This window comes from Actinoplanes subtropicus, assembly GCF_000721705.1.
Taxonomy (GTDB): Bacteria; Actinomycetota; Actinomycetes; order Mycobacteriales; family Micromonosporaceae; genus Actinoplanes; species Actinoplanes subtropicus.
In genome coordinates this window covers 14,328-28,211 of sequence record NZ_JOJL01000046.1, presented here as the reverse complement: position 1 = coordinate 28,211, position 13,884 = coordinate 14,328, and the positions used below count along the sequence as shown (strand labels likewise).

The following is a 13,884-nucleotide window of genomic DNA, read 5'->3' as shown; positions in this document are numbered from 1 at the left end:
CGTGGCGACGTCAATGATGACCCGGGAGCGCGTACGCGATGCCGTCGGGCCGAACGGGTGGGCCAGCCTCGGCGGGATGAGCGCGTTCGTGCTGCTGCTGCACGTCGTGGGCTGGGGTCTGCTGTTCTTCGTGATCGTCCCGGCGCACTACCAGGTCGGCACGGCCGGCGTGTACGGGGTGGGGCTGGGCGTCACCGCGTACACCCTCGGCATGCGGCACGCCTTCGACGCCGACCACATCGCGGCGATCGACAACACCACCCGCAAGCTCATGGGCGCCCCCAGACGGCCGCTCTCGGTCGGGTTCTGGTTCTCGCTCGGGCACTCCAGCGTCGTCTTCGTCCTGTGCCTGCTGCTCGGTCTCGGCGTACGGTCGCTGGCCGGCCAGGTGGAGAGCGACTCCTCGACGCTGCAGCACGTCACCGGGGTGGTCGGGGTGAGCGTCTCCGGCGTCTTCCTGTACGTCATCGGGATCATCAACCTGGTGCTGCTGGTCGGCATCTGGAAGGTGTTCCGCCGGATGCGCCAGGGCACCTTCGACGAGCAGCAGCTCGAGGCGCACCTGAACAACCGGGGCTTCCTCAACCGCATTCTTTCCCGGACCACCGGCGCGGTCACCAAGCCGTGGCAGATGTACCCGATCGGCCTGCTCTTCGGGCTCGGCTTCGACACCGCCACCGAGATCTCGCTGCTGGTGCTGGCCGGCGGCGCCGCCGCGTTCGCCCTGCCCTGGTACGCGATCCTGACCCTGCCGGTCCTGTTCGCGGCGGGGATGAGCCTGCTCGACACGATCGACGGGGCGTTCATGAATTTCGCGTACGGGTGGGCCTTCGCGAAGCCGGTCCGCAAGGTCTACTACAACCTCACGATCACCGGGCTGTCGGTGGCGGTCGCCTTGCTCATCGGCACGATCGAGTTGGTCTCGATCGTGACCGACAAGCTCGGCATCCGCAGCGGGCCGCTGGCGGTGATCGGCGGCCTCGATCTGAACTACGTCGGCTTCGTGATCGTGGGGCTGTTCGTGCTGACGTGGGCGGTGGCGCTGGCGGTGTGGCGGTACGGCCGCATCGAGGAGAAGTGGGACGCCCAGCTGGCGCCATCGACCACGGAGTAGATCTCAGTACTTGGAGGCCGACACCGTCGGCGCCGGGCTGCTCCCCCGGCCGCTGCCTCCCGGGGCGGCGGCGAAGGTCGCATCGACCGCCACGCCGTTGCGGGTCTTGAGCTTGACCGGGTTGCCGCCCTTGACCAGCTGGTCGCAGCCGAGGTTGGTGAACGAGGCGCTCAGCCGCTGGGCCAGGAACGTGAAGAGGTTGTTCGCCGCGGCCGGGTCGGGCGAACCGACCCGCTGGGTGAAGCGGCGGTCCTGCTGGAGGCGCTTCGGCGCGAGGTCGACCATGCTCTGGCAGTACGGCGCGGCCAGTCCCCCCGCGTGCTTGATCGTCGGCATGTCGACGCCCTGGCGGTAGAGGTTGAGCTTCGGTGTGTTGCCGTGGCCGTTCACCTGGGTCATCGGGTCGTTCGGCGGGACCACCGCGACGGGGGCGCCCTGATCGGCGGCGGCCTGCAGCTCGTCGAGGGCCAGCGAGGTGGTCGGCGTGCCGTTGTCGGCCAGGTCGGGCGCCTCGAACGGGGTGCAACCCAGGGCCTGGTCGACGAACTGCACCAGCAGCAGGTTGTCGCTGCCGTTGGTCTGCACGGTCGCGTTCGGCAGCTTCGCGCGGGCGGCGGCGGTGTCCTGCGCGACGGACCGTCCCCGGATCAGGTACTCGCTCGTCACGTTGTCGCTCTGGTCCTGGTCGATCACCGTGAAGTCCCGGGTGGTCGGGCAGGGGTTGCCGTCCCGGCCCTTGCCGAGCGGCGGCACCTTCAGCTTGCCGGCCTTGATCGCGGCGTTCGCCGTGCTGAAGAACGCCGGGGCGTTGCAGTACGCGAACTGGGTGAAGATCGAGTTGCCCTGCCCGTTGACGCAGGCGCCCGCCTGGAGGCTACCCCGGTCGTCGTTCAGCGTCAGGTTGGCGCCGTTGAAGCCGAACCAGATGCCGACGACGGCGTTCTTCGGCAGCGCCGGCACCACCGGGGCGACGGCCGGGCGGGTGCCCTGGTCGATCACCAGCGGGTTGTAGACGGTCACCCGGCCGGTGGCCGGGTCGACCACGCTGGCCTGCACGAAGGCGGCCTGGGCGCTGTTCGCCTCGTGGCACGCGCCCTGCCGGCGGTTGGTGGCCACCAGCTGGTACGGGGTGGCCAGGCCGGTTGCGGTGAGGGGCTTGGGCGGCACGATCAGGGAGCAGTCCGGGTTCGGTGCTGCCTGCTGCTTGTTCTGACCGGCGTACGACATCTCGGTGCCGACACCGACCGCCCCGACCACGAGGACCGCGAAGGCGATCGCCGCGTACTTTCGTGTCCGCATAGGAACACTCCCTGCTGCCTGCTTCCGCGCCGGATCGGGCCCGCCCGAGCCGGCCTTGCAGCCTCGGATACGGCCCGCGACGACCGCCGGTTCAAACCTGAAAGTGCCTCTTGACCAGGAACTTTGCCTTCACTTTCGTCGAAATAGAAGGCGCGCGGCAGCGGATGGCGGATCGGGACCCGGCGCGATGACCGCCGAGCCCCGATCCGCGGGTCAGGAGACCGCGACGCAGGCCTGTGCCGCGGTGTACTTGTCGGCCAGCAGGGTGCCGCACACGAAGGTGTTCGCCGCGATCTTCGAGGCCGGCGTGAACGAGGCGGTCGCCTTCTCCGAACTGCACGTGACCTTCTCGACCTTGCCGAACTCGGCGCCCGACGAGTCGATGCCCGAGACCCGCAGCATGAGGCTGCCGCTGCAGGCCGACGACGCGGTGAAGGTCACCGTCACGCCGCTGAGGGCGGTGCCGTCCACATCCAGCGTGGTGCACAACTTCCCGGCCGAGTCGCCGGCCGGTTTGTCGGTGAGGAACACGTCCGCACACTGGCTGTCGCCGGAGCCGCTGCTCGACGAGGCCGACGGGCTCGCGGTCGCCGTACGGGTGGCGGTGGGCGACGGGCCGGCGCTTTCCGGGAGGCTGTCGCCGGCCGAGGGGCCGGCGCCGGCCGAGGTGGACGCCCCGCCGCTGTTGGTCGCGGCGTTGGCGATCGCCACGCCGAGGCCGGTGAGGGTGAGCAACGAGGCCGCGATGATCGCCCCATTACCCAGCGTACGTCTGCGCATGGATTTTCCTTCCGATGGATGGGCTGGACGACGCATCACCGTGGCCGCCATTCCTGGCAGGACAGTGGGAGCGAGCTGTCCGCGAGCAATGTGCGGAATGCACAGTGAATTCACAATTTCCGGCCCAAATCCCAGGCCCGATCAGGCCTTACTACAGCTCGTACACAATCCGAGGCACTTTTCTATGATCAGTCTGATCGATTTGATAAGAAGCCCACACCGGAATCACAGAATCGGTTCCTAGCTTCCCCTGCCATGACTGATCACCGAATGCCGGGAATCTCCCGGCGAAGCCTGCTCGGCACGCTGGCCCTCGCCGGTGTCGCGGTGGGCACCAGCATGAGATTCGCGGCGCCCGCTCGTGCGGCCACCGCCAGTGGCACCCTCAACATCCCCACGTTGCTCGACCCCACCACCGACAGCAGCGGCACGAAGGTCTACACGCTGAGCATGGAATCCGGCACGACCGAGATCCTCAGCGGCGTCAGCAGCGCGACCTGCGGCTTCAATCAAGCCTTCCTCGGCCCGGTGCTCAAGGTGGCGCAGGGCGACACGGTCCAGATGGACATCACCAACAACCTCTCCGCCGTGAGCACCGTGCACTGGCACGGCGCGCACATCCCGCCCTCGGTCGACGGCGGACCGCAGAACACCATCGAGGCCGGCGCCACGTTCTCCCCGTCGTTCGAGATCAACCAGGGCGCGTGCACGCTCTGGTTCCACCCGCACGCCCTGGGCACCACGTCCGCGCAGGTCGCCAGCGGCCTGGTCGGCATGCTCATCGTCGACGACGACTCCGACGGCGCCGCGGCGCTGCCCACCGACTACGGCACCGACCAGTTCCCGCTGATCGTGCAGTCCCTGCCGATCAGCTCGGCCGGTGTCATCCAGTCCACCACCGCCGGCGAGCTGGCCAGCACCACGTCCTTCCCGGTGCTGGTCAACGGCTCCAACGTCGCGGTCGACGGGACGCCGACGCTCGCGGTCTCCGCCGGCCGGGTCCGCTTCCACCTGCTCAACGCCTCGATCGCCGACCTGATCACCTTCACCCGCTCCGACGGGGGAACCTTCACCCAGGTCGCCACCGACGCGGCGCTGCTGTCCGCACCGATCTCGGTCACCAGCCTTCAGCTGGTCGGCGGCGAGCGGGCCGAGATCTGTATCGACCTCACCAGCTCGGACAGCGCCGTCGTCCTGCAAGCCACGGTCACCGCCGGTGGCGCGCGGGGCGGCAGCGGTACCTCGAAGATCCTCAGCCTCACGTCGACCGCCACCGCCGCGGCGGACTCCCTGCCCAGCTCGCTCAACACGTTCACCGCGCTGGACGTGAGCAGCCCGAGCGCCACCCGCACCATCGCCCTGTCGAACAGCGGCAACACCATGATGATCAACGGGGTGGCCGGAACCACGATGTCGGCCATGGCGGCCGCCGAGATCATGACGACGGTGGGCGCCACCGAGGTGTGGACGATCACCAACACATCCGGCCTGACCCACTCGTTCCATTTGCACGACGTGCCGTTCCAGGTGCAGACCATCAACGGGACCGCGCCGACCGGTGCGTACGCGCAGTGGAAGGACACCATTCTCATCGCACCGCAGAGCACCAATGTGATCGCGATGAAATTCACCGACTATTCCGACGACACGTACGGCTACATGCTGCATTGTCACAACACCGTCCACGAGGACGAGGGAATGATGGCGATGCTGATGGTCATGTCCAGCTGAATACGACCGTTCGCCCTCGGCGGGAATGCCCGGAACGCATTCCCGCCGTCGAGGCGCGATGACGCCGGGTAGCCTGAGGTTTGCTCCTCGTGGCTAGCCTCGGACTGGTGAGCACCGCCGTCGACTGGGGTGATCTGCCGACTTGGCTGTCCGCCGTGGCGGCGTTGTCCGCGTTGGCGTTCGCGGCGGTTGCCGTCGTCGTGGCCCGCCGGAGTCTCCGAATCGAATCCCGGCGTGATCAGGTGGCCGTCGAGGCGAGCCGCCGGGCGCAGGCGATTCTCGTCTCGGCATGGTGTGATGAGTTGGGGTTGCGGGTCCGTAACGCCTCGCACAGCCCGGTGTACCAGGCGCGTCTCACGGTGGTCGATCTCGCCGAGCCGGAGGCGGCCCCGCTGCACCACGTGCGGGCGGACGTCCTGCCACCAGGCGCGGAAGCCACCTCGCACCCCGCGGCCGTTCCGGGCACCGCCGAGCCTCGCGTGCTTGTGACTTTCACCGACGCGGCCGGCGTCCGCTGGCACCGGGACGCGTACGGAAGGCTTCGCGAGCTGGAGTCCCGGCTCACGATCGCCGGCGCCGAGCGAATGGAAGCCGTCCACCAGCACTTCAGCGCGGATCTGGCGGCCCGATACGGCATCGCCCTCACCTGCCACACCCCGGACTGGCCGACGCGCTGGCAGGGGTACGTCCGGGCCGGCCTGGACGGAACGATCGCCGACGTTCTGGACGCACCGAACGACACGATCGCGGTCCTGGCCGAGCAGCGTGTCATCGAGCCCGTGGTGCTGGCGGCCGACCAACTCGACCGCTTTCTGCCGTGGACGCTACAAGCACTGACCTACCAGAACCGGCTGTACGGCGTGCCTCTCACCGCCCAGGTGCCGGTCCTGATCAGCAACCTCGACCTGGCGCCCGACGCCCCGGCCACTTTCGAGGCCATCGACGACTTCGCCGTGCAACGCGAACCGTTCCACCTGTTGGCGATCTTCGCAGCCGCCGGCGGTGAGATATTCGGCGTCGGGCCCGACGGCACCCCCGACCCGAACCGCTTCCGGGGAGCAGCACCCACGTCGATCGCGGCGTTCGAGTCACTCGCGGCCGTGCGCCCGCTGCGCCGGCGACTCGACGAGAACGGCGCTCGTCAGGAGTTCCTCGGCGGCCGCACGCCACACCTGATCGGCCTGGCCGAGGACCTGATGGACGCGCGTGCCGCCGGCCTGCGATGCGCCGTCTCGGCGATCCCACCGTTCCGGAACCGGAACGCGACCCGTCCGTACGCTTCGGTCCGCGGGTTTCTCCTCAGCCGCCGCGGGGCCAATCGGCTCATCGCGCGAGACCTGATTCCCGACTATCTGGCTCGCGTCGACGTCGCCCGGAACCAGACCGCCCAACTCTGCATGCCAAGCTGTCTGCGCGACTTTCAACCCGGCGATCGTGACCTCGATGTGTTGCGCGGCGGCCCCGACCACTCCGTTCCCCTGCCGAGCCATCCCCGGATGCTCCTGATCTGGCGGCTGCTCGGAGAGACACTGAACGCGATCCTCGAAGGCGCCGACCCGTCGGCGAGCGCGCGCAGGCTCGACCAACGGCTGGGCCATGTTCTCGGCAGCGCGACCTGAGGTGCGAGGGCCGGCTCATACCAGCCGTCGCCGGACGGCCGCTATCTCCTCGGCGGTCACCCCGATGCGCAACAGATAGGGCTCGGCGCCGCCGTGCCGATCGGCCAGATACGCCAGCGTGTTCGTCATCGCGACCGGCGGCCGTTCCGGTGACCGGCCGTAGTCGGCGACGATCTCCTCGGCCGGCACCCCGGCGATCGCCAGCGCCAGCGCCACCAGGACCCCGGTCCGGTCTCGGCCGCCGTGGCAGTGCACCACCACCGCTCCCCCGGCCGGCGCCGCCGCCACGGCGCGGAACGCGTCGGCGATCCGGCTCTGGTTGTGGTCGAGCATCGGGGCGTACGTGTCGTGCGGCACCTCGTACGTGAGCTCCTCCTCGAGCATCGGCACGTGCCGGTAGATCGCGTCGCCGGCGAACGGCGACGGCTCCCGGTCCAGCTCCCGCTGCCAGCGCAGGTCGATGATCCGGGCGAGCGAGGCCGCCCGCACCGCCGCCACCCCGGCAGCGCTCAGCCGGAACAGCCCGTCGCTGCGGTAGAGCACCGCCGCGCGCAGCACCCGGCCATCCACAGTGGGCAATCCGCCGAGGTCACGCGCGTTCTGGCACGCCGGCCAGTCGAGGGCGGTCATGCGTTACAGGCTACCGAACGGGTGACCCCTACTTGCTAATGGGAATCATTTCCAACAAGATGGTGGCATGTCACTCAACGTTTCCCCAGCCCTGCTCGAGACCGCCGGACGTGGCGAGGTCACCGATGCCGAGTTCGTCGCCTGCGTGCGCGAGTCGCTCCCGTACGCGTGGCAGGTGGTCAGCACGGTGATGACCGACCTGCGCGCGAACGGCGGCGAGTTCGCCGACCACGAGGTGCCGCCGCCGACCGAGGCCGAGCGCGGTCAGCTGCTGCGCGCCCTGGCCAGCGACGCGATCCGCGGCGGGCTCGAACGGCACTTCGGCGCGCGGCTGGCCTTCCAGAACTGCCACCGGGTCGCCGCGTTCTCCCCCGAGGCCGTCGGCGGCGAGCGCTACCGCCGGTTCGTCTCGCCGCGCGGCCAGTTGCTCAACCAGTCCCCGGAGCTGCGCAACTGCTGAGCCGGTCAGTCCTTCCAGGCGTCCCGCAGGTCGCGCTTCGTGGTCACCCACCAGTCCCGGAACTCGTCGCCGAGGCTGAGCAGGGCCCCGCGGGCGCCTGGATCATCCAAACCGAAACCAAGAGCTTCGATCATGCTGTACGCCCACAGCACCGGCGCGAGGGCGAGCGCGAGCACGGCCCAGAACCCTCGTCCGGTGGCCGCGTGCGCCAGCAGCAGCGCCACCGCGACGGCCACCGTGGCCAGGCCGGCCACATTCGCCCGGCGCATCAGGGCGGGCAGCAGGCGCAGGCAGCGCCACGGCAACCGGCCCGCGGGCAGCAACACCCGGGCCGCGAAACCGGCCAGCACCGCGGCGAGCACCGCGGAGACGATCCGGGCGAAGCCGCCCGCGGGCGACCACCAGTGGCCGAGGATCAGCAGCGCGCAGGCCAGCGCCGCGCCGACGGTCAGCCCGCGGCGCAGCCCGCTCAGCACGCCCCGGATCGGCCAGGCCATCGCGACCAGGTCGGGGCGGGCCGGATCGGCCCGGGCCACGTCGCGCAGGCCGCGCATCGAGCGGCGGACCCGCAGCCGCTCGGCGTCCAGCACGGCGATCAACCAGCGGCCGTACGTGTTCCCGGGCTCGATCGCCAGCGCGGCGCGGGTGGCGGCCAGGGCGGCGTCCCGGTTGCCGGCCTGCCGCTCGACGTCGGCCACGGTGAGCAGGGCCGCCACCGAGCCGGGGTCGAGGGCGAGGCCCTGCGCGGCGGCGGCCCGGGACCGGTCGTGCTGGTGCGCGGCGGCGTGCGCCCGGGCCAGCACGAGCCGCACCGAGGCGTCGAGCGGGGCGAGCCGGGCGGCCTCCCCGGCGGCGGCGACCGCGTCGGCGGCGCGAAGCAGCACGATCAGGATCTCGGCCCGCTCGGCGTGCGCGTCGGCCAGCTGCGGGGCGGCCGCCACCGCCCGGTCGGCGGTGGCCAGGGCGGCGGCGTAGTCGCGGCGCAGCCGCAGCACCGAGGCGAGCAGGGTGAGCAGCCGGCCGTCCCCGGGGGCGGCGGCCAGACCGTCGCGGGCGGCGCGTTCCGCCTCCTCGTACCGCCCGGCCTGGGCCAGGTGGTGGGCCCGCCGGTAGGCGTCGCTCATCCAAGGCCTGTTTCATGACTGGGGCGGGGCTGCGGAGGTGCCCAGATCCCGCCTGGCGGCGTCCCGTGGAAGCCCGGTTCCAACACCGGGAGCCGGGCTTCCACGGGACGCCGCCAGACGAAATCTGGACCCCGCCTCGCTCCCACCCCAGTCATGAAACAGGCCTTAGCGGAGCTTGCGCTTCTTGAGGTAGGCGGCCAGCTCGTCGTACTCCCCGGACTCGTTGGCGAACATCGCGACGTTGCGGGCGGTGCCGAACCACGCGTCGGTCGACGGCCGCACCTCGCGGGCCGCGGCGAGCATGTCGGCCTGGGAGATCATCCGGATGTCGCCGGTCGCGATCGAGTCGCGCATCGCGAACTCGGCCGCGGTCTCGCAGACGTGCGCCAGGTCGGCGCCCGAGTAGTGCTCGGTGACGTCGGCGACCTTGCCCAGGTCGATCCCGGCGACCGGCCGGTCGCGCAGGTGGTATTCCAGGATCGCGGCGCGGGCGGCCCGGTCGGGCGGGAGCACCAGCAGGGTCCGGTCGAGGCGGCCGGGGCGGCGCAGCGCGGCGTCGATGTCCCACGGCGCGTTGGTGGCGGCCAGCACGAAGACGCCGTCGTTGTTGCCGTCCACCCCGTCCAGCTCGGTGAGCAGCTGGTTGACGACCGTCCGCATCGAGGACGAGTTGAGCTGGCTGCGCTTGTGGCCGAGCGCGTCGATCTCGTCGAGGAAGAGCACGCAGGGCGCGTGGCCGCGGGCGGACTGGAACAGGTCGTGCAGGTTGCGCTCGGAACTGCCGACCCACATGTTCAGCACGTCGGTGATCGAGAGCGAGATGAAGGCGGCGCCCATCTCGCCGGCCACGGCCCGGGCGAGGAAGGTCTTGCCGCAGCCGGGCGGGCCGTAGAGCAGCAGACCGCCACGGAGGGACTTGCCGAACAGCGTACGCAATTTGGGGTTGCGAAGTGGTCCCAGGAAGGAGACCTCGAGGCGCTTCTTGACCTCCTGCATGCCGCCCACGTCGGCGAGCGTGATGGTCGAGCGCTCGACGTCGAAGGTGCGGTCGGCGTAACCCTGGACCGGGTCGGGCTCGTCGGTGGCCTTGGCGAAGCGCGGGGGCACCACGTCGCCGAGATCCTGCTCCATCGCCGCCCAGTCGACTGTTTCGTCGGTTTTTGCCGTGGCCGGGGGGCCGCCCAGGGCGGTTGTCATCAGCCGCTGGGCGGTCGCGTTGCCCGGCTCGCGGGCCAGGACCTGCGCGGCATGCCCGATCGCCTCGGCCCCGCGCCCGGCCCCGACCAGCAGCTCGGCGAGGTGCAGCCGCAGCGTCAGGTCGTCGGGCCGGGCCTCGACGGCCGCGGACAGGCTGTCGATGAGGGGCGAGTCGCTCATGACAACGAATTATGCCCGCGCCCCCAGCGACCCGAAGAAGGCGGTGATGTCCGCGGCCAGCAGGTCGGGCACCTCGAGGGCGGCGAAGTGCCCGCCGGCCGGGAACTCGGTCCACCGGCGGACGTCGTGCCGCAGGTCGACCAGGGGCCGGACCGGCAGGACGATGTCGCGCGGAAGGACGGCCACCCCGAGCGGCGCCGGGCACGGGATCGGGCCGCCGCCGAGGCCGCTCTCCCGGACCAGGCGCGACGAGGAGCCGCCGGTCCGGGTGATCCAGTAGTGCATGACGTCGGTGAGGACGACGTCGTCCGGTACCGGGGTGGTCGGGTCGGCCCACTGCGTGAACTTCTCGGCCAGGAAGGCGAGCTGCCCGACCGGGGAGTCGGTGAACGCGTACGCGATGGTCTGCGGCGCGGCGGCGAACAGGATCTGGTGCGGGTGGCGGTTGGCGGCCAGCTTCGCGGTCCTGGCGAGCCGCTCCTGGTCCTGCGGGCCGAGCGGGCCGTCGTAGGTTCCGCCGGTGGGCATGAAATTGACGTGTACGCCGATGACGTGCCCGGGCGCGGCGGCGGCCAGCAGCCGGGAGATGCCGGAGCCCCAGTCCCCGCCCTGCGCCCCGTACTTGTCGTAGCCGAGCCCGGCCATCAGGGTGGCCCACGCCGCCGCCACCCGCTGCTGGCCCCAGCCCCGTTCGCGCGTCGGGCCGGAGAAGCTGAACCCGGGGATCGCCGGGATGACCAGATGGAAGTGCGGCGTGAGCAGCGGGATCAGGTCGAGGAACTCGACCGGCGAGCCCGGCCAGCCGTGGGTGAGGATCAGCGGGACGGCGTCCGGCGCCGTGGAGCGGATGTGCAGGAACCACACGGTCGCGCCGTCGATCTCGGTGGTGAACTGCGGGTACGCGTTGAGCCGCGCCTCGTGGGCGCGCCAGTCCAGCTTCTGCCACGCGTCGGCCAGCCGGCGGACCCGGTCGAGCGGGATGCCGTAGTCCCAGCCGGCGTCGGGCAGTTCGTCGGGCCAGCGGGTGCGGGCGAGGCGGTCGTGCAGGTCGTCGAGGTCGGCTTGCGGGACGTGCATCGTGAATTCGTTCATGTAACTAACGTTAGTTCGACTAACGTTTGGAGCGCAAGGGATTCCCCCGTTGCCCAGCATGTAGGACTGGATTCATGCTCGTCGAATGATTCGACGAACACTGACGGCGCTGCTCGCCATCACCGCGAGCATCGCCGTGCCGGCCGGACCGGCACTCGCGGCGGCCACCGACGCCACCCGTACCCCGGCGACCCCGGCGTACACGATCAGCCTGTCCAGCAACGCCACCGGCGGGGTCTGGACGGGGCACGAGTCCATCTCGTTCGCCAACGCCTCCGCCGTCCCGCTCACCGAGGTCTACCTGCGACTCTGGGACAACGCGCACGGCACCTGCAGTACGCTGCCGATCAAGGTCAGCAACGTCACCGGCGGCACTGCCGGGGCGCTCGAAGTGGCCTGCACCGCCCTGAAGATCACCCTGCCGGCGCCGCTGGCCCAGGGCGCGAGCGGCAGCGTCGGCTTCGACCTGTCGATCACGGTGACCGACGGCGTGGACCGGTTCGGGCACGACGGCGGCTACTACTTCATCGGCAACGCGATCCCCGTGCTGGCGGTGCGGGACGCGGCCGGGTGGCACCTCGACCCGTACACCGACAACGGGGAGTCCTTCTACGCGCTCGCGTCCGACTACACGGTCAGCCTGGACCATCCGAGCACGATCTCGGTGCCGGCCACCGGCACGTCAGTGGATCAGGTCGGCACGAATGGGCGTACGGTCACCACCGCGGCCGGGAAGCAGGTGCGTGAGTTCGCCTGGGCCGCCGGACCCTTCCGGAAGATCTCCGGCACCACCGCGGGTGGTGTCGCGGTGAACGTCTACTCGGTCAGCTCGATCAGCACCTCGAGCGCCAGTTCGATGCTGAGCACCGCCAAGGCCGCGCTGGACGCGCACGCCGGCCGGCTCGGCGCCTACCCCTACGGCGAGGCCGACGTGGTGCTGGACAACGGCTTCTGGTTCGGCGGGATGGAGTATCCGGGCTTCGTGCTCGACCTGGTCAGCACGACGGCGCTCGCGCACGAGCTCGCCCACCAGTGGTTCTACGGCATCGTCGGCGACGACGAGTACAACACGCCGTGGCTGGACGAGGGCTTCACCGACTACATGACCGACCTGTACTTCGGCAAGACCGGCTCGGGCTGCGGGATCACCTGGCAGTCCTCGGCCGAGCGGCTGACCAACTCGATGGCCTACTGGGACGCGCACTCCTCGCGCTACAGCACCGTCGTCTACGGGTACGGCAAGTGCACGCTGCACGACCTGCGCCGGCTGATCGGCACGACCGCGATGACCAACCTGATGAAGTCGTACGCGGCGAGCCACTGGTACGGGATCTCCACGGTGGCCGACTTCAAGGCGGCCGCGCAGGCCGCCGCCGGCTCGACCAGCCTCACGTCCTTCTGGACGTCGCACCGGGTCGACGGCTGAGGCGTTCCGAAGGGCCGCCCGGCAAAGGGCGGCCCTTCGGTAACGTCACCCTGGTCGCCGGAACCCGGCGATCGGCCCGACATTGTCCATGACCGCCATCCGCACATGGTCACCCGTGTGCGGCGCGTGCACCACGAACCCGCCGCCGACGTAGATGCCGACGTGATGCAGCGTGGGTGGAAAGAAGAAGACCAGGTCACCCGGTTGCAGATCGCTCCGGGAGATCGGTGTCGTCTCCGCCCACTGGTCCTTCGTGTAGTGCTGCAGAGAGACACCGACGCTGGCCCAGGCCGTCAGGGTCAGACCGGAGCAGTCGTACGAGCCGGGCCCCTGGGAGCCGAACACGTACGGCTTGCCGATGAGCGAGCAAGCCTTCTGCGCCGCCCGGCCGCCCTTGTCCGGGGTGTACGTCGCGGGGCAGGGCCCCAGCCGGTAGTTCCCGTCGTCCCCGCCGTTCGCCCCGTACGCCTGGATGCGGAGCTTCTGCAGGGCGTCGATCTTCTTCTGGATCGCGTTCTTCTGCTGGCCCAGGTCGGCATCGCGGGCGGCGATGGACTGGGTCAGCGTGGCCAGATCGGACTTCATCGCCGTGTACTTGTCGCGCAGCTTCGCGACCCCGGCGATCTGGTCCTGCTGGTGACGCGACAGCTGATCGAGATACGTGAGTTTCTCGGTCAGCCCGGTGGGCGAGCCACTGATGAGCATGGCACTCAACGCGTTCGGCGCGCCTTGCATGTACGCGTCGGCCGCGATGCCACGAACCTGAGCGAGAGCCACGTCCACCTGGAGCTCGAGCGGGCCGATCTGCGACGTGAGCTTCTTCAGCTGAGCCTGGTTCTGCAGAAGCTTGCTGTGTACGTCGTTGTAGTTCTCGATGACCGGTTCGAGCTGGTTCCACTGCTTGTCGATCTGTGCCTCGATGGAACTTGCCGAGGGCGTTGCGTGCGCTACGGACGGCCCGGTGAGAACGAGCCCGGCCGCGGCGACGGCGCAGGCCAGGCTGCGCAGAACTGCGGCGCGGCGCGCCCCAATCCGTTTCACGTTAGGTGCGTTATCCCTTCTTCCGTCAGGCCGCCGACCGGGTTAGCTGACGGGTTCGGGCGGGAAGCGCGCCCGGCCGCAAGGGATTCGCGGCTTCACCCCAACTACTCGGGTCCCCGGTTCGCCGCGTGCGGCGATTAGGCGGTGGTCCCGCAGATCATCCGGATGGACGATGGGGGGCTGCCGGACCG

General features: G+C 70.2%; 12 protein-coding genes and 1 riboswitch. Of the genes, 5 read left to right on the top strand and 7 right to left on the bottom strand.

What is annotated here, in order from left to right; translation table 11 throughout:
• The first annotated feature begins 1 nt into the window (after nt 1).
• The gene (nicT, locus tag IH26_RS0145715) at nt 2-1,114 is read left to right on the top strand and encodes a Nickel transporter NicT (RefSeq protein WP_245665984.1); all 1,113 of its coding nucleotides are present in this window, start codon (nt 2-4) and stop codon (nt 1,112-1,114) included.
• 3 nt (nt 1,115-1,117) lie between these two features.
• Here nicT and IH26_RS0145710 read toward each other — a convergent pair whose 3' ends face one another.
• A complete protein-coding gene (locus IH26_RS0145710) occupies nt 1,118-2,413 on the bottom strand; it encodes a hypothetical protein (RefSeq protein WP_063763875.1) in 1,296 nt (431 codons plus the stop codon).
• A 213-nt stretch (nt 2,414-2,626) separates the two neighbouring features.
• Nucleotides 2,627-3,193, bottom strand: coding sequence for a hypothetical protein (locus IH26_RS0145705; RefSeq protein ID WP_030442577.1), 567 nt, complete (start codon nt 3,191-3,193; stop codon nt 2,627-2,629).
• A gap of 255 nt (nt 3,194-3,448) precedes the next feature.
• On the opposite strand from IH26_RS0145705, the gene IH26_RS0145700 reads away from it, so the two are divergent.
• Together IH26_RS0145700 and IH26_RS0145695 are read left to right on the top strand one after the other, a co-directional pair.
• Nucleotides 3,449-4,924, top strand: a complete 1,476-nt coding sequence (locus tag IH26_RS0145700) for a multicopper oxidase family protein (protein WP_211268881.1) — start codon at nt 3,449-3,451, stop codon at nt 4,922-4,924.
• A gap of 107 nt (nt 4,925-5,031) precedes the next feature.
• Nucleotides 5,032-6,543 (top strand): sugar ABC transporter substrate-binding protein, encoded by a 1,512-nt coding sequence (locus tag IH26_RS0145695; protein ID WP_030442575.1) that lies wholly within the window; start codon nt 5,032-5,034, stop codon nt 6,541-6,543.
• A gap of 15 nt (nt 6,544-6,558) precedes the next feature.
• Here the strand turns inward: IH26_RS0145695 and IH26_RS0145690 are convergent, their stop codons facing one another.
• Nucleotides 6,559-7,173 (bottom strand): tyrosine-protein phosphatase, encoded by a 615-nt coding sequence (locus IH26_RS0145690; RefSeq protein WP_030442574.1) that lies wholly within the window; start codon nt 7,171-7,173, stop codon nt 6,559-6,561.
• A 67-nt stretch (nt 7,174-7,240) separates the two neighbouring features.
• On the opposite strand from IH26_RS0145690, the gene IH26_RS0145685 reads away from it, so the two are divergent.
• The gene (locus IH26_RS0145685) at nt 7,241-7,633 is read left to right on the top strand and encodes an SCO5389 family protein (RefSeq protein ID WP_030442573.1); all 393 of its coding nucleotides are present in this window, start codon (nt 7,241-7,243) and stop codon (nt 7,631-7,633) included.
• A gap of 5 nt (nt 7,634-7,638) precedes the next feature.
• On the opposite strand, the gene IH26_RS0145680 is transcribed toward IH26_RS0145685, so the two are convergent.
• From IH26_RS0145680 to IH26_RS0145670, 3 genes are all read right to left on the bottom strand, one after another.
• Entirely contained in the window at nt 7,639-8,757 is a 1,119-nt protein-coding gene (locus IH26_RS0145680) for a tetratricopeptide repeat protein (protein WP_030442572.1), read from the bottom strand.
• 165 nt (nt 8,758-8,922) lie between these two features.
• The gene (locus tag IH26_RS0145675; RefSeq protein WP_030442571.1) at nt 8,923-10,134 is read right to left on the bottom strand and encodes an AAA family ATPase; all 1,212 of its coding nucleotides are present in this window, start codon (nt 10,132-10,134) and stop codon (nt 8,923-8,925) included.
• A 9-nt stretch (nt 10,135-10,143) separates the two neighbouring features.
• Complete coding sequence (locus tag IH26_RS0145670) at nt 10,144-11,226, bottom strand: epoxide hydrolase family protein (RefSeq protein WP_030442570.1); 1,083 nt, start codon at nt 11,224-11,226, stop codon at nt 10,144-10,146.
• A gap of 85 nt (nt 11,227-11,311) precedes the next feature.
• On the opposite strand from IH26_RS0145670, the gene IH26_RS0145665 reads away from it, so the two are divergent.
• The gene (locus IH26_RS0145665) at nt 11,312-12,652 is read left to right on the top strand and encodes a M1 family metallopeptidase (RefSeq protein WP_030442569.1); all 1,341 of its coding nucleotides are present in this window, start codon (nt 11,312-11,314) and stop codon (nt 12,650-12,652) included.
• A 45-nt stretch (nt 12,653-12,697) separates the two neighbouring features.
• Here IH26_RS0145665 and IH26_RS0145660 read toward each other — a convergent pair whose 3' ends face one another.
• Entirely contained in the window at nt 12,698-13,693 is a 996-nt protein-coding gene (locus tag IH26_RS0145660) for a C40 family peptidase (RefSeq protein WP_030442568.1), read from the bottom strand.
• Nucleotides 13,694-13,708: 15 nt separating this feature from the next.
• Nucleotides 13,709-13,847: riboswitch (cyclic di-AMP (ydaO/yuaA leader) on the bottom strand.
• Nucleotides 13,848-13,884 lie beyond the last annotated feature (37 nt).

Bases quoted from the DNA above. Each gene is read 5' to 3' on its own strand.
- IH26_RS0145710 (WP_063763875.1), bottom strand. From the start codon at position 2,413: ATGCGGACACGAAAGTACGCGGCGATCGCCTTCGCGGTCCTCGTGGTC.
- IH26_RS0145705 (WP_030442577.1), bottom strand. From the start codon at position 3,193: ATGCGCAGACGTACGCTGGGTAATGGGGCGATCATCGCGGCCTCGTTG.
- IH26_RS0145700 (WP_211268881.1), top strand. From the start codon at position 3,449: ATGACTGATCACCGAATGCCGGGAATCTCCCGGCGAAGCCTGCTCGGC.
- IH26_RS0145690 (WP_030442574.1), bottom strand. From the start codon at position 7,173: ATGACCGCCCTCGACTGGCCGGCGTGCCAGAACGCGCGTGACCTCGGC.
- IH26_RS0145685 (WP_030442573.1), top strand. From the start codon at position 7,241: ATGTCACTCAACGTTTCCCCAGCCCTGCTCGAGACCGCCGGACGTGGC.
- IH26_RS0145680 (WP_030442572.1), bottom strand. From the start codon at position 8,757: ATGAGCGACGCCTACCGGCGGGCCCACCACCTGGCCCAGGCCGGGCGG.
- IH26_RS0145675 (WP_030442571.1), bottom strand. From the start codon at position 10,134: ATGAGCGACTCGCCCCTCATCGACAGCCTGTCCGCGGCCGTCGAGGCC.
- IH26_RS0145670 (WP_030442570.1), bottom strand. From the start codon at position 11,226: ATGAACGAATTCACGATGCACGTCCCGCAAGCCGACCTCGACGACCTG.
- IH26_RS0145665 (WP_030442569.1), top strand. From the start codon at position 11,312: ATGATTCGACGAACACTGACGGCGCTGCTCGCCATCACCGCGAGCATC.